The organism is Rosettibacter firmus (genome assembly GCF_036860695.1).
GTDB lineage: Bacteria > Bacteroidota > Ignavibacteria > Ignavibacteriales > Melioribacteraceae > Rosettibacter > Rosettibacter firmus.
In genome coordinates, this window is sequence record NZ_JAYKGJ010000001.1 from 332,112 (window position 1) to 350,539 (window position 18,428).

Sequence of the window (18,428 nt, forward strand, 5' to 3'; positions counted from 1 at the left end):
AAAGTTTTTCAATAAATTTTAGATGACCTTTCCGTTTATTTATCAACATTATTTATTTCTGTATTTTTTAATTTTCTTCCTTCAAATATCACAGAAACTATAAATAAAATTAATAATCCAATAGCAAGAATTAATGCTCCAACATCGAGAATAGTATATTTTTCTCCTTCATAAGCAAATTCATTAGCTCCCCAAAAGTAAACCAGAGTATTTAATATGATAATGATTAATCTAACTTCTGTTGGACCAATCTTATAATAAGATATTTTGAAAATCCCATATACATATGTTCTTATATAGACCAGAATAGACATTAATAAATAACCAACAAGAGCAAACATAACAAAATCAAATCTTGCATATGGAGATAAACCTGCTCCTATTGCAATAGCTATAATACTTAAAGAATCGAGTGTATGGTCAATAAAATAACCATATTTAGGTCGTTCGATTTTTCTGTATCTTGCTAATGTACCATCAAGACTATCACCAAACCAATTGATAACTAAACCTAAACTTGCAATCCATAAAAATAGTTCGTCGTAAGAAGATAAATAATAACTCAGACCTGTTATGAAAGAACCAATTAAACCAATAACGGTCAGAATATCTGGGGTTATAAAGTCTGGCATTTTTTGGGCTAACCATTTTAATGCTGGTCGTTCAAGTGGACCGAGTAAAATGTCGTTAACTCTTGTGTGTTTATTCATTAAGTATACCGAAATAATGATATATGAATTATTTTAAATTACTTAATTCTTGTTTATAATTTTCACTTAGTACTACTTAAGAAACTTTATCAAGTTCAAAACAAAAAGAACCTTTTTTTCTAATTCTACCAGATCGTGATTATTTTCAATTACAAAATCTGCTCGAGCTTTTTTCTTCTCATCAGGAATTTGAAAATTCATTCTTTGACGAATTTTATCTTCAGGTATTTTATCTCTTTCCATTACTCTTCTAATACGGGATTGTTCATCAGAGTAAATTAAAATAATATAATCAAAGTACTTTTCAATTTTTGCTTCGTAAATTAGAGCTGATTCTACAAAAACATATTTTGACTTTTGAAACTCTTTTTCTGCCAGTTCTAAAGTTTTCTTAATAGTTTTTGGGTGTACTATTGAATTTATTTTTTCAAGATTTTCTTTTGATGAAAAAACTTTTTCTGATAAATATTCTGTGTTAAGTTGATTATTAATATAAGATTGAGTACCAAAATATTTTATTATTTCTTGTTTAATTTCATTGTCTTCAAGCATTATTTTTTTAGCAATCGAATCTGACTTTAAAACACAATAGCCCTGAGATTCAATAATAGAACTTACAATAGATTTGCCCGAACCAATTCCCCCTGTAATTGCTATAAGTAGTTTATCTTTCATAAGAAAAAAAGACTGTGTTTAATTACAAACATAACAAGAATTATTTAATATAGTAATTAAACACAGTCTAAAATTTATTTTGCGTAAGCTATTTTTCTAACTTCACGAATAACAGTAACTTTAATCTGTCCAGGATATTCCATTTCTTCCTGAATTTTTTGAGCTATTTCATAAGATAATCGATCTGCCAGTACATCATCTACTTTATCTGGTTCAACAACAACTCTAATTTCTCTACCAGCTTGAATAGCATAAGTTTTTGCTACTCCTTCAAAAGATTTAGCAAGGGCTTCGAGATTTTCAAGTCTTTTAATATAACTCTCAAGTGGTTCTCTTCTTGCACCTGGACGAGCGCCACTTATTGCATCTGCTGCCTGAACCAAAGCTGCAATCGGGTGTTCCATTTCAATATCTTCATGATGACTTCCGACCGCATTAACAACAATAGGATGTTCATTATATTTCTTTGTTAATTCGTAACCCAATAATGCATGTGGTCCTTCAACATCTCTATCAATTGTTTTACCAATATCATGTAACAATCCTGCTCTTTTTGCAAGATTAACATCCAAACCAAGTTCAGCAGCCATTATACCTGTAAGATAAGCAACTTCAATGCTATGTTGTAATAAATTCTGTCCATAGCTGGAACGATATTTCATTTTGCCAATATGTTTAACTAATTCTGGATGTACGCCATGTAATCCAAGTTGAATTAAAGTATTTTCGCCTTCCCTTTGAATTTCTTCATCGAGTTCTTGTTCAACCTTTGCAACTACTTCTTCGATTCTTGCTGGATGAATTCTACCATCGGCAATTAATCGTTCAAGAGCTATTCTTGCTACTTCTCTACGAAATTGGTCAAAAGCAGAAAGTATAACGGCTTCTGGTGTATCGTCGACTATAACATCTACACCAGTAGCTGCTTCGAAGGCACGAATGTTTCTGCCCTCTCTTCCAATTATTCTTCCTTTCATTTCATCATTTTGAATTTGAACAACAGAAACTGTTGTTTCAACAGAATGATCGACAGCTGTTCTTTGAATAGCCTGAACAATAATTTTTTGAGCTTCTTTTTTCGCCTCGAGTTTTGCTTGTTCACGAATTTCTTTAATCATCTGAGCAGCATCAGCTTTAGCTTGATTAATCATATTTTCCATAAGCATTTTTTTAGCTTCTTCAGATGTAAAGCCAGCAATTTTTTCGAGGCGATTATTTTGTTCTTCAATTAATTTTTCTAATTCGAGATTTTTTCTATCAAGTTCTTCTTTCTGAAGCTGAAGTTGTTTCTCGAGTTCTTTAAGTGTTTTTTCCTTTTGAACTACGATGTCATATTTTTTTTCAAGGTTTTCTTCTCGAGTTTCAAGCTGCTTCTCGTATGTTTGAAGTTTCTGACGTTTTGTATTTACTTCGTTATCAAATTCCTGTTTTTTCTTTAACCATTCATCTTTTACTTCGAGAAGTTTTTCCCTTTTTATATGTTTAGCTTCTTTTTCAGCTTCTTCAATAATTTTTTGAGCCTTTTCTTTTGCAACAGCTATATTATTCCTGCCGATTTTAGAATTAATAAACCAACCCAGCAAGAACGAAACCAAAGCAGTTACAGAGGTTATAAGAACTACCATATACATTTCCAACTGCATAAATCCTCCATTATAAGAAAATTAATACCGCCACTGCCGACACCATCAAACAAAGAACCCTTTTTTATACAATGTGGGTAATTGCCCGACGCTTTTTACTTCCACTGCCCCCGTTTAACGGGAGACCGCCAAAAAGGCGGTTGAGGCCTGTAATACACGCCGCGAGCCAATCACCCTATTATTTCTTACTGTTAGTTCTTTTGTATGGGTCGGCAGTGCGGAAACTTTTTTATGATGGAGAGGACATAAAATTGGATTCGTCCAAAAGAAGCCTAATTCTTTTTACTTTATCTGTTGCCTGTATACTGAACTCTCGATACTTATTCCTTTCCACAAATAAATCATATGCAATATTTAATGCTGCAATTATTGCAATTGTATCTTTTGGTTGCTCTGGTAATTCTTCTCTTGTTTCTTCCATTATTGTATTTACATACTCAGCAAGTTCAGCTGCAATTTCTTGATTTTCTACAAGTAACGAATATTCTTTATCAAATATTTTTACTTTAAGCTTCTTTTTTTCGCCCATTTTATGTCTTTTCCATCATCAGACAATATTTTAAGAACGCAAATGATAGTCAATTTTTGCTATCAATTCGCTTATTTTGTTTTTTAATGATTCTCTTTCTTCAATACTGATTTTTTCTAAACTAAATAAATTATCTTGACTAATATTTGACTTAGATAATTTATTTTCAATCTCAGCTAATCTCTTTTTTAATATTTCATTTTCCTTTTCTAATTGAACAATCCTATTATTTAATGCTTGATTAGCTTCAATTATTTCATTCCCTTTTTGAATGAAATAATAAATATCTTTTTCGAGTGCATTCAGTTCTTCTAAAAACATATCATATTTTGTAACTTCTGCCACTAAATGCCTCTTAATTTTGCATTAAATTTTTCTTCTACCGTTTTTATTGCATTCCAGAAATCTTTATCAACTTCTTCCTCAGTTAAAGTTCTATTCTCATCATAATACTCTAACTGGAACGCAAGACTCTTTTTACCTTTACCTAAACTTTCACTTTGGAAAATATCAAATAACTTAATATGATGCAACAACTTAGAACTTGATTTTTTAATAATTTCAATTACACTTTCTGCTTCTACTGTTTCATCAAATATAAATGCAAAATCACGATATACTTTTGGATACTTTAATAATTCTTTAAATTCTTTTTTGGGAATTTGAATAGATTTAATTAAATCCAGATCAAATATAAATGCCAGTACATTCTGATCAATATCGAATAATTTTAATAATTCATTTTTTATAATTCCACCCTGTCCAAGTATTGTTTCATTATATTTTAGTTGTATTGCCAAATCAAATTCATTTGTATCAGTAACTTTTTTTATTTCTATATTAGATAAAGATAATAATTTTAAAAGAAATGATTGAACATAACCTTTTAAATCATAAATATCATATTGTCTATCTTTTTCATACCATTCCCTTTCGACAGCATTACCTGTGATTGCAATAATTAAACTTTCTTTTTCATAGAAATCATCAAAGCTTTTAATTTCGTTATCGTGTTTTCTTTCAAATACTTTTCCAATCTCAAATAACTTAAGATTTTTTTCATTAACTTTTAGATTGTTTAATACAGCCTGTAACATTCCTGGCAACAAAGAAGGTCTCAAATGAGTCATTTCAATACTTTGTGGATTCAATACACTAATTGGTTTTCCAAATCTTTTTGCTATATCTTCTCTCAACAAAGAATTTGTGACAATTTCAAAAAAGCCTAAAGAAATTAAGATGTTTCTTACTTCATCATTAAAATAAGTCTGGTCTATTTTTTCTTCAAGTGTTACCGAAATTTTATCTACTTCTGGTATCTTATCATAACCATAAATTCTCGCAACTTCTTCAATTAAATCAATTTCTCTATCAATATCATGACGATATGAAGGGATTATAAGTGATATTTTTGTATCATCTTCTTTCTTAATTTCAAAACCCAGATTTATAAAAATCTTTTTTACTTTTTCTTCTGGTATTTCATAACCTAATATTTTTTTAATTCTACTATATCGCAATTCAACAGATTTCTTGGGAAAAGGAGCAGGATAAACATCAATTTCAGATTTTGCAACTTCGCCACCTGCAATTTCATAAATGAGTTGTGCTGCTCTTCGTGCTGCCCATACTGTTATATCATAATCAGTTCCTCTTTCAAATCGATAAGATGCATCGGTCTGAAGTCCCAATCTTTTTGCTGTTTTTCTTATTGAAGAAGGATTAAAAAATGCACTTTCAATTAAGATATTTTTTGTTGATGATGTTACTTCTGAATTTTCACCACCCATTATTCCAGCTATTGCAACAGGTTTGTGTGCATCGCATATCATTAAATCTTTTGATGTGAGTTCTCTTTCTTTTGAATCAAGTGTTACAAATTTTTCTCCATCGCTGGCACATTTAACTATAATTTTTCTTTCACTTAGATTGTCTAAATCGAAAGCATGCAGTGGTTGACCAATTTCATAAAGAACGTAATTAGTTACATCAACAACATTATTGATTGGTCTTAAGCCTACACTTTTTAATCTATTCTTTAACCATTCAGGTGATTCTTTTATTTCAACATTCAGAACAACTTTTCCAATATATCTTGGACAGTTAACCACATCAACAATTTCAACTGAAGCAATCTCTTCAGATTTAAAATTTGATTCTTTTAATCTAACTTCTGGTAATTTTACTGGCCTATCAAAAATTGCAGATAGATCTCTTGCTATACCAATATGACTTAAAGCATCAGCTCGATTTGGTGTAATTGCAATATCAAGTATTATATCATTCATTCCCAGAGCATCTGCAAGTGGTGTTCCTTCTTTCAATTCAGAATTAAGTACCATTATTCCATCATGATTTTCACTAATTCCCAACTCTTTTTCAGAACAAATCATTCCTTCAGATAATTCACCACGTATTTTTGTTTTTTCCAGTTTCAAACCATTGAAAGGAATTTTTGCTCCTACTTTTGCAAAAGGAACTTTCTGACCTTCCTGAACATTTGGTGCACCACAAACTACATTATATTCCCTTGTACCATCTGAAACAATACAAACAGAAAGTTTATCGGCATTTGGATGTTTTCTTTTTTCTTTTACATAACCAACAACTATATTCTGGAAATTTTTTGATTGATCAATTATTTCTTCAACTTCAAGTCCCGCTAAAGTTAATCTTTCAACTATTTCATCAATTGAAATATCTTTCAAATCAATATAATCATTAAGCCAGTTAAGAGAAATTTTCATAATTCACCTTTAGAATTGCGTAAGAAATCGTATATCGCTATCAAAAAGAATTCTTATATCATCGATGCCATATTTTCTCATAGCAGTTCTTTCGATTCCCATACCAAATGCATAACCTACATATTCTTCTGGATCGATACCTACATTAATTAAAACATTTGGATCGACCATACCACAACCAAGAACTTCGAGCCATCTTCCTTCTTTTCCCTTAGGTTGCCACCATACATCCATTTCTGCACTTGGTTCTGTAAATGGGAAGAAACTTGCACGAAAGCGATATCTTACATCTTTACCAAAAAATTGTTTAAGAAAGGCAACAAGAGTTCCTTTCAGTTCTGCAAATGTAACATCTTTATCAACATATAAGCCTTCAACCTGATGAAACAAACAATAACTTTTTGCACTTATTACTTCATTACGATAAACTTTACCTGGCATTATAGCTCGAATAGGAGGTTTCTTTTCTTTCATTAATCTAATTTGAACAGGTGAAGTATGTGTTCTTAGAAGAAAATTTTGATTAATAAAAAATGTATCCTGCATATCTCTTGCAGGATGATCTGCGGGAAAGTTTAATGCTTCGAAATTATTATAATCAGATTCTAATTCAGGTCCTTCGTAAACAGAGAATCCAAGACTTTTAAATATTGATTTAATTTCATCAAGTGTTTGAGTAATTAAATGTTTGCTTCCTAGAGTTTTAATTCTTCCTGGGAGTGTAACATCAAGCGATAATTCTTTTTTAGTTTTTTCTTCAGCTTCTAATTTTGATTTTAGTTCTTCATATTTTGCTTGAGCATAATTTTTTAATTCATTGAGAGCCTGGCCAACAATTCTTTTTTCTTCTTTTGAAATTTCTTTAAATGCATCGAAAAGTTGTGGTATTATTCCTTTACGACTTAGATACTTGATACGAAATTCTTCAAGTGATTGAAGATTAGAGATTTTATTTAAATCATTATCAAAATCAGTTCGGGTTTGAGATATTTTATCGATCATAATAAATCCCGAGTATTTAAAATAATTCCCTTCCTTATCAGCACATAGAAAAGTAAGGAAGGGAAAAAAATTAGTTCATGGCAAATTTTACTACATCAGAGAAAGCTTTTGGATTTTCAACTGCAAGGCTTGCAAGAATTTTTCTATTGATACTAATTCCTTTTTTATTAAGTGCACCAATTAAACGAGAATAAGTAGTACCATTTTCTCTTGCAGCTGCATTAATTCTTACAATCCATAGAGAACGGAATTCTCTTTTTTTAGCTTTTCTATCTCTGTATGCATGAAGTAAAGCTTTTTCGACATGATGTTTTGCTACAGTAAGAACTTTACTGCGAGCTCCCCAATAACCTTTAGCTAATTTAAGTACTTTTTTTCTTCTTTTTTTAGAAGCTACATGATTTACTGAACGTGGCATTTCAATTCCTCACTAATTTATTGAATCATTATTTTAACTCTTTTCAAATCAGCTTTAGAAACAAGAGTTGCTTTTCTTAAATTTCTTTTTCTTTTTCTGGATTTAGTAGTAAGAATATGTGATTTGTATGCTTTATTTCTTTTAATTTTTCCAGTGCCAGTAACTCTAAAAGTTTTAGTGGCACCACGATTACTTTTCATTTTTGGCATTGTCTCACCTATCTATTTTTTCTTTTTACCTTTTTGCGGTGCTAATATGGCATGCATCGCTCTGCCTTCAAACTTTGGTTCCTGTTCAACTTTTGCAATATCAGATAATCTTTCGATAAATCTTTTCAAAAGTTCTTCGCCAATTTCTGTATATGCTAATTCTCTACCTTTAAATATAACAGAAACTTTTACTTTATTTCCTTCTTCAATAAAATTTGCTGCATGACGAGCTTTAAAATCAAAATCATGAGTATCGGTATTTGGATGCAACCTTATCTCTTTAAGAACGCTAACCTGTTGTTTTTTCTTTTGTAACTTTTCTTTTTTTTGTAGTTCGTAGACAAATTTACCGTAATCAATAATTTTACAAACTGGTGGATTAGCTTGTGGTGCAATTTCAACTAAATCCATACCAGCTTCTTCAGCTTTTAATAAAGCTTCCTTAATACTAACTATGCCAATCTGCTCTCCATTAGCTCCAATTAATCTTACTTCTGGAGATTTAATTTCCTGATTAACACGATGTTTTGTTTGTGTAATATATTACCTCTTTATTTGTGATTTATTCTATTTTTTATTTCGTACTGAATTAAATCAATAAATTCTTTTAATGATAAACTTCCTTTATCACCAACTTTATGCTGGCGAACTGAAACTGTGCCAGAATTTTTTTCTTTTTCTCCAACTATTAACATATAAGGCACTTTTTGAGTTTCCCAATCTCTAATTTTATATCCAATCTTCTCATTTCTTTCATCGAGCTCTACAAAAATATCTAAATCTTTCAATTGTTTGTATATTTCTGTTGCATAATCAAGATAATTTTGAGATACCGGAACAACAGCCACCTGAACCGGTGCAAGCCAGGTTGGGAAATCACCTGCATAATGTTCGATTAAAATTCCCATAAATCTTTCAATCGAACCAAGTAAAGCACGATGTACCATAAATGGTCTATGTTCTTTTCCATCCTCGCCAATGTATTTCATTTCAAAGCGTTCAGGTAAATTAAAATCGAATTGAACAGTACTCAATTGCCATTGTCTGTTTAGAGCATCATTTATTTTAATATCTATTTTAGGGCCATAGAAAGCTCCGCCACCTTCATCAATTTCATAAGATAAATTTTCTCTTTCAAGAGCATGTTTAAGTGAATTGGTAGCTTTATTCCAGAGTTCATCATCACCAATTGCATCTTCTGGCTTTGTTGCTATATAAAATTTTAAATCACTGAATCCAAATGACTTTAACATAAAAATGGAAAAGCGAACAACTTCAACAACTTCATCTTCAATTTGTTCATGAGTACAAAAAATATGTGCATCATCCTGTGTAAAACCTCTTACTCTTAATAAACCATGAAGTACTCCACTCTTCTCATAACGATAAACCGTACCTAATTCTGCCCATCTTAATGGAAGTTCTCTATATGAACGAAGTTTAGATTTATAAATCATAATGTGAAATGGGCAGTTCATTGGTTTAATGTAATAATCCTGTTCATCTATATTCATTGGGGCATACATGTTCTCTTTATAGAACGAAAGATGTCCACTAGTTTCCCATAACCAGCTTTTCCCCATATGTGGTGAATAAAGAAGGTCGTAACCATTTTTAATATGCTGTGCTCTCCAGAATGTTTCTATTGTATTTCTAATTCTGGATCCTTTAGGATGCCAGTAAATTAGACCAGCTCCAGCTTCTTCGTGAATGCTAAATAAATCAAGTTGTTTACCTAATTTTCTATGATCACGCTTTTTGGCTTCTTCGAGGAATAATAAATAATCATCCAGCATTTTTTTCTTTGGGAAAGAGATACCATAAATTCTCTGAAGTTGCTTGTTCTTTTCATCACCTCTCCAGTAAGAGCCTGATACACTAAGTAATTTTATATATTTAATTTTTCCTGTGCTTGGTAAATGTGGACCTGTACATAAATCAATAAAATCTCCTTCTTCATAAATACTTATTACATCTTTTGAATCATCCAGTTCACTTAAGATTTCAAGTTTATAATTATCTCCCTTCTTTTCGAATAATTCGATTGCTTCTTTTTTACTCAATTCTTTTCTAATGTATGAATTATTTTGCTTAGCAATTTCAAGCATCTTGTTTTCGATTTTGTTTAAATCTTCTTCGCTTAGCTTTGTATTAATATCGATATCATAATAAAAACCAGAATCTATAGCTGGTCCTACACCAAATTTAGCTTCAGGGAAAAGAGATTGAACAGCATGAGCCATTAAATGAGAAGTAGAATGCCAGTAAGTTTCTTTTCCTTCTTTATCTTCAAATGTTAAAATAGAAATTTCAGAATCATCGTTTATTTTTGTTGAAAGATCTTTAACAGTTCCATTAATTTTTGCTACGAGAGCTTCTTCAGCAAGTCGAGGTGAAATACTTTGAGCAATTTCAAGAGGTGTAATACCTTTATGAAATTCCTTTATAGAGCCATCAGGAAATTTTATTTTAATAGTTTCCATACTTATTCCTTAATAAAAAAAAACGGAGATAACTCCGGATGATGTGGGTTCTATAGGACTCGAACCTATGACCTTCTGCACGTCAAGCAGACGCTCTAGCCAACTGAGCTAAGAACCCATAGATATTATATAGTCATTATTGTTTAAAATCCTATAATTCCCTTTTGAGAAATTGATAAAATATCAATAATTCTGTACCGAGGGCCGGACTCGAACCGGCACGGGTGTATAACACCCACAGGATTTTAAGTCCTGTGCGTCTACCAATTCCGCCACCCCGGCAACAATAAATTGAGAACAATATTTATTAAATGTGTGCAAATATAATCTTTTTTTTCAATTCTTTGCAATAAGTTATTTTAGTTAGAAATTTAAAAATTACTTTATTTCCTATATTTATCATTAAGACCTTTTCGCTCCAAAATCATTGGTATTATTTTTTGAAGTCTTTTTAATCTCGTTTCTTCTTTTTTTGCTTCTGCTACATATTCTGAATACTCTCTTTTACAAGAAAAAGACAACTTTTCAAATGCATCTTTAAGTTCCAAATCTTTCTGAAGTGCACTTTTTAATTCTTGAGGAATTATTAGTTCTTTTTTAGCTGGTTTAATTACATTTCCCTTTTTTTGATTTTCAATTGATTCTTTGAGATACTCTATAAGAATTTTCTCATTTTCTTTGAAATCTTCCGGTGATGAAAATCTCAACTGGCGTAATGCTCTGGTTTTACCTTCCTGTGCATTTACTAATTTTTTATAATTATCTTTTAATAATGCCCCTTGATAAAACCATATTGCCGCATAATTTTTAAATACTGCAAAACCTGCTATATTTTTATTCTCATAGACAAATACTGGTATGCCCCATTTTATAACGGGTTTCATAAGCAATTTTTTTGTAATGCTTAGTAATTTATAAAGAACAGTTTTCCATTCAGGAAAATCTGCAATATAATCTTCAATTAATTTTTTCATTGTTATAATCCTGGATAATTATTAAAGTTTTTTAAGCACAAAAGAGAATTCACTTCCTTTGCCAGGTTGACTTTTAACTTCTACTTTTGAATTGTGAGCTTCAATAATATGTTTAACAATTGCAAGTCCCAATCCAGTCCCACCCATTTCTCTTGATCTATTTTTATCTACACGATAAAATCTTTCAAATATTCTATCTAAATCTTTTTCGGGTATACCTATTCCGGTATCTTTCACAAAAATTTTAACACTCTTATTAAACTCAACTACACCAATTTCCACTTTTCCAGTTTCAGTATACTTAATGGCATTCGTAATCAAGTTGTTCATTACTTGTTTTAATCTTTCTTTATCTCCATAAACTTCAATATTATTATTAAAAGGGAGTAAAACTAATTCAAGATTTTTCTTTTCTGCATAAGGTTTAAATTCATAAACAATATTTTCGAGAAATGGTGCAATCTTAAAAAATCTTAAACTCATTCTCATTTGTTTTGATTCAATCATTGAAATATCAATCAAATCATTTAATAAGTTATTTAGATTATTAACATGTTGATTTGCTTTTTCTAAAAATGTACGATTAACTTTTTTATCATCTATTGCCCCATTTAATAAAGTTTCTATGTATCCCTGAATTGCAAATATGGGTGTTCTCAGTTCGTGCGATACATTCCCCAAAAACTCTGTTCTTATCTTTTCTAATTTTTTTAAATGACTAATATCATTCTCAATTTTTCTGTACATCTTATGAATCTCTTTTTCTATTTGAAACAGATCTTCGGGAAGTCTAATTTCATCAGGAGAGTTAAATTGATTTTTGCGAATTGATTTTATTGTGTTGATAATAATCCTAAAATCCTGCTCTCTTTTTCTAAATGAAAAGTATATCATCAAAATAAAAGTAATTACTATTAGAAAAATTATAAGCAAAATTTGAGTGATATTAAGATCTGTAAAGTAGGCAATAAATAAAAATAGCAGATTAGAGATAATAAATGGGAAAATATAATTTTTAATGTAAGAAATTTCGTATCTAATGTTTTTCAATATTTTTAAATCGATATCCCACCCCTTTAATTGTTTCAATTAAGTCGGCATATTTACCTAATTTTTCTCTAATTTTTCTTACGTGTACATCAATCGTTCTTTCTACAACTATGATATCGTTTCCCCAGATATCACTTAATATTTTTTCTCTTGTAAATACGGTACCGGGATTAGATGCCAGATGTGCAAGTATTTCAAATTCTTTTCGTGGTAATATTATTTTTTTATTATCAACATAAACTGTATACTCATTACGATTAATTTTTAATGGACCTATTGATATTTCACCTGTAGAATTTCTATTTATTTCAACTTTTCGAAGATTGGATTTTATTCTTGCAATTAATTTTCTTGGAGAGATTGGTTTTCTTATATAATCATCTGCTCCAATATTTAAGCCATGAATTTCATCTATTTCAGAAGATTTTGCTGTTAAAAAAATTATTGGTGTTGTTGTATGATTTTTATCGCTTCTTATTCTTTTACATGTTTCATATCCATCAAGTTGTGGCATCATTATATCGAGTACGATCAAATCTGGATTTTCTGATAACTTTGATAAAGCTTCCATGCCATTATAGGCAGTAATTACTTCATAGCCTTCTGCTTCAAGATTATACTTGAGAAATTCAATTATATCTTTTTCATCATCTACTAAAAGAATTTTTGCCATGTTATACTCTTATTTCTTTACAAGCTTTTGCTGATTTATATATAGCTTCGAGTAATTTCATTCTTATTAATGATTCTTCGCTTGATGAGATAAGTTGTATATTTTCTCTTATGGCACCAATAAAATGTTTTAATTCATTTTCATAAGATTTTCTATAGAGATTAGATGTACTGGTTTTCGAAGGTGTATAATCAATATATCCAGATTCCATTTTTTTATAAATTCTGAGTGGATTTAAATGCGCTGTACCTTTTGTACCATGTATGGACATCGAGAAGCTATCGGATTCTGAATGTAATTCCCAACTTACTTCAAATGTAATAATCTTTCCATCTTCAAATCTTATTAAACCTATTGCAGATTCTTCAATATCTTTCAATGTATGATTATATTTTTGAACAGAAACAGATTCAATTTTTTCATCATCAAACATCCATAATGCTAAATCAAGCAAAACTATTCCGAGATCAATAATTACACCTCCACCAGATTGTTTCTTATTTATAAACCATTTTTGATTACTACTTTTTTCCCTTAACCAGCTACATTTAATAAAGAATAAATCTCCCAGTTCGCCACTATTTATTATGCTTTTCGTTAGCATGGCATCTGGTCTAAATCTTAAATTCATTCCAACCATAGCAATTTTTTTATGCTTTTTTGCAACCGCATTAATTTCACGAGCTTCATCATAATTTATTGTAATTGGTTTTTCTATTAAAACATTTATATTAGCTTTTAAGCAATTAAGTGCTATTTCATGATGTGTATCTGTAGGAGTGGCTATAACAACTGCATCTAAATTTTCATTTGATATCATTTCTTTATAGTCTTGATATTTTGATGCAGAAGGAAATCTTTCGCCTATTGTTCTTAATCTATTTTTATTGATTTCAGATAAAGCAACAAGATCAACATTCTCCAATCTTGATAAAATTGGAAGATGTACAAGTTGAGCTATGCTACCAAGACCGATAATTCCAATACGAGTTTTATCCATTAAGCTACAATTCCATTTTTAATTATTTTTTTATCAATAAATTTTAATACTTGATTTGTAATTCCTTCAGGATCAATACCCAATAGATGATGTAATTGTTTTTGTGTACCATGTTCAACAAAATTATCAGGAAGTCCAATTCTTAATATATCATTCTTATAATTTTTTTGTGCAAAATATTCCAGTACACCAGAACCAAAACCACCAATCAAAGTATTTTCTTCGAGTGTAACAATTTTATCAAACCGATTAGCAATATCATCGAGTTTTTCTTGATCGAGTGGTTTTATAAATCTCATATTAACAATTTCAGAAAAAATTCCATGTTCAGCTAAGAGTTGAGAAGCTTCTTTAGCATATTGAACCATATTACCGACTGCCAGAAATGCAACATCATTACCATTTAAAATAGTTTCGCTTTTACCAATCGGAATATTTTCAAAATCATCACTTAATTTAACACCCAGAGCCGATCCTCTTGGATATCTTAAAGCAATTGGACCTTTTTTATAATTGATAGCAGTAAATAACATATTTCTGAGTTCAGCTTCATCTTTTGGAGCCATAATTACCATGTTAGGAATTAATCTTAAATATGATAAATCAAAAGCACCGTGATGTGTTGGTCCGTCTGCACCAACCAATCCTGCACGATCAAGTACAAAAACAACATGAAGATTTTGCAGAGCAACATCATGAATAATTTGATCAAAAGCTCTTTGTAAAAATGTTGAATATATTGCAACAACAGGAATAATCCCTTGAGTAGCTAAGCCTGCTGCAAAAGTAACTGCATGTTCTTCTGCTATTCCAACATCAAAATATCTTTCTGGAAATTCTTTTTGCAAATAATCAAGACCGGTACCATCTGGCATAGCAGCAGTAATACCAACTACATTTGAATATTGTTTAGCAATTTGAACAAGAGCTTTTCCAAAAATTTCAGTATAAGAAGGAGGAGCAGTAGTTTTTTGAATAACCTGTCCAGTAATTTTATCGAAAGGTATTGCTGCATGTAATCGCTGATTATGTTTTTCTGCTGGTTCGTATCCCTTCCCTTTTTCTGTAAGAACATGTACTAAAATAGGTCCATTAAGTTTTTTTACATGCTCAAAGATTTTAATCAGCTGGACAATATTATGTCCATTAATAGGTCCAAAATATCTAAAGCCAAGTGCTTCGAATAACATCCCTGGTGTAACTATAGCTTTAATCCCATGTTCAATTCTAACAGCTACTTTTCTTATTCTATCTCCAAAGTGGTCTAATTTACCAGTTAAATCCCAGATTGCTCCTTTTAATTTATTAAACTCAGGATGTGAAATCACTTCTGTAAAATAGTTTGATAATTGCCATTTATTTGGAGCAATTGACATCTGATTATCATTCAAGACAACAATTAAATTACTTTTAATTAATCCCGAATTATTCATTGCTTCATAAGCCATTCCACCTGTCATAGCTCCATCGCCAATTACAGCAATAACTTTTCGATCTGTTTTTAAAATATCTCGTGCTACAGCAATTCCAAGTGCAGCTGAAATTGAAGTTGAAGCATGACCAGCACCAAAAACATCGTATTCACTTTCAGTTCTCTTTAAAAATCCACTTATTCCATTCAGTTGTCTAATTGTTTTGAGTTGCTCTCTTCTTCCTGTAATAATTTTATGAGGATATGCTTGATGACCTGTATCCCATATTAGCTGATCGTATGGTGTATTAAATACACGATGTAATGCAACAGTTAATTCAACAGCACCAAGTCCACCACCAAAATGACCACCAATTTGAGAAATTACATCAATCATATACTGGCGAATCTCACTGCAAAGAATTTTTAATTCTTCTATCGTAAGATTTCTAATATCAGCCGGGGTATTTACATTAAAAAGAATTTTATACTGAGATTGATCAATCATAATTCATTTCCATTTTGAATATTATTTTTTAAGTCAGCTTCAAATTGTTTTTTTAATTCTGTTACTTTAAGCTCAGCTTCTTTCAAAATTGTATAGCAATGTTTTGCTAAATTTATTCCCTCTTCATAAAGTTTAATGGATTCTTCTAAACTTACTTCTCCACTCTCAAGAATTTCGGAAATTTCTTGAAGTCTTTTTAATGATTCCTCAAATGAATTTTCTTTTTTCTTGCTCATTAATTATAATTTCTCCGTCATAAAATTGTAAATGTGCAGGTTGATTTAATGATAGTTCTTTTGCTCGATGAATTATTTTTTCATTTTGTTTAACAATTGCAAATCCTCTTTTAAGAATATTATTAACATCAAAAGAATTTATTTTACTATTTAATAATTCAAGATGCTTTCCGTTATATGTAATTTTATTATCTATTAATGTTTGTAATTTAAAAATAATATTATCCAGATATTGAATTTTATTTTTAATTCTATCCTGCGGTAAACGAAATCCATATGAAGTAATTAACTGATTAATTTTATATCGATAGTCTTTAATAATTTCAAACATATTTTCTGTGAAATAATATGAAAAATCATTTATAAAGGCAAAGAGCTCATTTATATCTGGAGTAGCAAGTTCCATTGCAGCTGAAGGTGTTGGAGCTCTCAGGTCTGCAACAAAATCAGCAATCGTAAAATCAATTTCGTGACCAACTGCACTTATGATTGGTATTTGTGAATCAAAAATTGCACGAGCAACAATTTCTTCATTAAATGGCCATAAATCCTCAAGCGAACCACCACCACGACCAACAATAATTACATCAATATCATTATATTGATTAAGTAATTTTATACTTTCAACAATTTCCTGAGCTGCACCTTCTCCCTGAACTCGACATGGTGCAATTACTAATTCAACCAGTGGATATCTTCTCGAAGCAATGCTTTTCATATCTTGAAGTGCTGCACCATCAATTGCAGTAACAATCCCAATTTTTTTAGGGAATTTGGGAATTGGCTTTTTATGTTCAGTGTCGAATAAACCCTCGGCTGCTAATTTCTGTTTCAATTTTTCAAATGCCAGTTGTAATTCACCAACACCAGCAGGTTTCATAGAGCGAACATCTATCTGATAATTCCCACGAGGTGGATATACAGTAATCCTTCCACTAACTATAACTTTCATTCCATCCTGTGGAGTAAAAAAAACATAATTGTTTAAACCACGCCACATTGTACAATTTATCTGAGCTTCGGCATCTTTTAATGTAAAATACCAGTGACCTGATACATGAGCTTTGAAATTAGATATTTCACCAATTACATTTATCTCAGAAAAATTTTCTTCAAGTGTTACTTTTATAAGATTTGTAATTTCACTTACGGATAAAATATTTTCATACATATAATTAGTTTATCACTCCTATCTCATCATAAATTTATTGAAAAGAAATTTGAGTAAATTCCTATTGAAGCTTCATGAAAATCTGTCCCTTTTCTATCGGGTTGAAAGTTATATCTATAACGAACATATGCAGTAAACACATTTTGTATTTGAAACAATCCAAGTGATAATTCAGAACTAATACCATTATAACCTTTGAAGTTCATAAAATAGTTTAATCCCAAAGAAATATATTTTATAAAATTCAATTGAATTAATTGCTTATATCCTGCTCGCAAGAAATTCTCTTTTTCTTTAAAAATATAAGAATATTCAATACCAATATAACCAAAAGGATAGTTGTAACTCCCTTTATAAAAAGAGAAAACAGGAATTTCTTTTGTTAGACTTAAGTGTTTTTGATTGTTTCTAAAAATTAATGTAGGTGAAGGTAAACCAAAAAAGATACCACCAAAACAACAAACCTGCATTAGACTAACATCTTTTCGATATGTAGATAATATGTTACCTGGAATTTCAACTTCGTAAATCTGGCTTTCGATTTTATGATTGTTTTTATCTGTTAATAATATTTTGTACTTAATTACACTTGTATTATTTATCATTCCATTTAAATTAATTTCTATTTTATGCGTTTTCGTTAAAGTATCCGATACAACCATTTCTTTACTATCAAATAAAATTTTTGATTTACAACTGTCCCCTGTAAAAAAAGAAAGAACAAAATTATGTTGTTCAGGTGTTATATAGGAATCAATTATGTAAATATCAATGTAGGTACTCTCTAAAGAATCAATCTGTGCCCTTATTAATAACGGAAAAATAATTAAAATAAAAAATGTGCTTTTGAAATTCATGATGACCATAATTATTATTTACAAAATTAAGATATTTTAGGATAAGATTTATTACAAAATTATACATCATGAATAAATGATTTATTAAGTATATTTGTTTTTAAAATCAATTTAATTTGCATTAAAAAACTA

19 protein-coding genes and 2 tRNA genes are annotated in these 18,428 nt (G+C 30.1%); all 21 read right to left on the reverse strand.

From position 1 onward, the window contains the following. Positions 1-35 precede the first annotated feature (35 nt). On the reverse strand, positions 36-710 hold the full coding sequence (locus VJY38_RS01375) for a CDP-alcohol phosphatidyltransferase family protein (RefSeq protein WP_353678877.1): 675 nt from the start codon (positions 708-710) through the stop codon (positions 36-38). 72 nt (positions 711-782) lie between these two features. Next, positions 783-1,385, reverse strand: a complete 603-nt coding sequence (gene coaE / locus VJY38_RS01380; RefSeq protein WP_353678878.1) for a dephospho-CoA kinase — start codon at positions 1,383-1,385, stop codon at positions 783-785. 74 nt (positions 1,386-1,459) lie between these two features. After that, positions 1,460-3,028: a ribonuclease Y gene (gene rny / locus VJY38_RS01385; RefSeq protein WP_353678879.1), complete on the reverse strand. Its 1,569-nt coding sequence runs from the start codon at positions 3,026-3,028 to the stop codon at positions 1,460-1,462. Between the two features lie 229 nt (positions 3,029-3,257). Beyond that, on the reverse strand, positions 3,258-3,557 hold the full coding sequence (gene zapA, locus VJY38_RS01390) for a cell division protein ZapA (protein ID WP_353678880.1): 300 nt from the start codon (positions 3,555-3,557) through the stop codon (positions 3,258-3,260). A gap of 30 nt (positions 3,558-3,587) precedes the next feature. After that, positions 3,588-3,902 carry a hypothetical protein gene (locus VJY38_RS01395; RefSeq protein WP_353678881.1) on the reverse strand — a complete coding sequence of 105 codons (315 nt, stop codon included), beginning with the start codon at positions 3,900-3,902 and terminating at the stop codon, positions 3,588-3,590. Then, a complete protein-coding gene (pheT, locus tag VJY38_RS01400; protein WP_353678882.1) occupies positions 3,902-6,304 on the reverse strand; it encodes a phenylalanine--tRNA ligase subunit beta in 2,403 nt (800 codons plus the stop codon). Before pheT ends, VJY38_RS01395 begins: the two co-directional genes overlap by 1 nt. Positions 6,305-6,313: 9 nt before the next feature. Next, positions 6,314-7,306: a phenylalanine--tRNA ligase subunit alpha gene (gene pheS, locus VJY38_RS01405; protein ID WP_353678883.1), complete on the reverse strand. Its 993-nt coding sequence runs from the start codon at positions 7,304-7,306 to the stop codon at positions 6,314-6,316. A gap of 70 nt (positions 7,307-7,376) precedes the next feature. Then, positions 7,377-7,724, reverse strand: coding sequence for a 50S ribosomal protein L20 (gene rplT, locus VJY38_RS01410; protein ID WP_353678884.1), 348 nt, complete (start codon positions 7,722-7,724; stop codon positions 7,377-7,379). Between the two features lie 17 nt (positions 7,725-7,741). Continuing rightward, complete coding sequence (gene rpmI / locus VJY38_RS01415; RefSeq protein WP_353678885.1) at positions 7,742-7,933, reverse strand: 50S ribosomal protein L35; 192 nt, start codon at positions 7,931-7,933, stop codon at positions 7,742-7,744. 12 nt (positions 7,934-7,945) lie between these two features. Further along, positions 7,946-8,473, reverse strand: a complete 528-nt coding sequence (infC, locus tag VJY38_RS01420; RefSeq protein WP_353679928.1) for a translation initiation factor IF-3 — start codon at positions 8,471-8,473, stop codon at positions 7,946-7,948. 11 nt (positions 8,474-8,484) lie between these two features. Then, positions 8,485-10,416: a threonine--tRNA ligase gene (gene thrS / locus VJY38_RS01425; RefSeq protein WP_353678886.1), complete on the reverse strand. Its 1,932-nt coding sequence runs from the start codon at positions 10,414-10,416 to the stop codon at positions 8,485-8,487. 44 nt (positions 10,417-10,460) lie between these two features. After that, positions 10,461-10,534: transfer RNA gene (locus VJY38_RS01430), tRNA-Val, on the reverse strand. A 77-nt stretch (positions 10,535-10,611) separates the two neighbouring features. Then, positions 10,612-10,698 (reverse strand) — tRNA-Leu (locus VJY38_RS01435). Positions 10,699-10,799: 101 nt separating this feature from the next. After that, complete coding sequence (locus tag VJY38_RS01440) at positions 10,800-11,390, reverse strand: YdeI/OmpD-associated family protein (RefSeq protein WP_353678887.1); 591 nt, start codon at positions 11,388-11,390, stop codon at positions 10,800-10,802. 21 nt (positions 11,391-11,411) lie between these two features. After that, complete coding sequence (locus VJY38_RS01445; protein ID WP_353678888.1) at positions 11,412-12,440, reverse strand: sensor histidine kinase; 1,029 nt, start codon at positions 12,438-12,440, stop codon at positions 11,412-11,414. Beyond that, positions 12,427-13,113 (reverse strand): response regulator transcription factor, encoded by a 687-nt coding sequence (locus VJY38_RS01450; protein WP_353678889.1) that lies wholly within the window; start codon positions 13,111-13,113, stop codon positions 12,427-12,429. The genes VJY38_RS01445 and VJY38_RS01450 overlap by 14 nt, the downstream gene beginning before the upstream one ends. Position 13,114: 1 nt before the next feature. Beyond that, positions 13,115-14,113 carry a Gfo/Idh/MocA family protein gene (locus VJY38_RS01455; protein ID WP_353678890.1) on the reverse strand — a complete coding sequence of 333 codons (999 nt, stop codon included), beginning with the start codon at positions 14,111-14,113 and terminating at the stop codon, positions 13,115-13,117. Further along, complete coding sequence (dxs, locus tag VJY38_RS01460) at positions 14,113-16,032, reverse strand: 1-deoxy-D-xylulose-5-phosphate synthase (RefSeq protein WP_353678891.1); 1,920 nt, start codon at positions 16,030-16,032, stop codon at positions 14,113-14,115. Before dxs ends, VJY38_RS01455 begins: the two co-directional genes overlap by 1 nt. After that, a complete protein-coding gene (locus VJY38_RS01465; RefSeq protein WP_353678892.1) occupies positions 16,029-16,268 on the reverse strand; it encodes an exodeoxyribonuclease VII small subunit in 240 nt (79 codons plus the stop codon). Before VJY38_RS01465 ends, dxs begins: the two co-directional genes overlap by 4 nt. Continuing rightward, positions 16,240-17,439 (reverse strand): exodeoxyribonuclease VII large subunit, encoded by a 1,200-nt coding sequence (gene xseA / locus VJY38_RS01470; RefSeq protein WP_353678893.1) that lies wholly within the window; start codon positions 17,437-17,439, stop codon positions 16,240-16,242. Before xseA ends, VJY38_RS01465 begins: the two co-directional genes overlap by 29 nt. A gap of 26 nt (positions 17,440-17,465) precedes the next feature. After that, positions 17,466-18,296 (reverse strand): hypothetical protein, encoded by an 831-nt coding sequence (locus VJY38_RS01475; RefSeq protein ID WP_353678894.1) that lies wholly within the window; start codon positions 18,294-18,296, stop codon positions 17,466-17,468. Between the last annotated feature and the right edge of the window lie 132 nt (positions 18,297-18,428).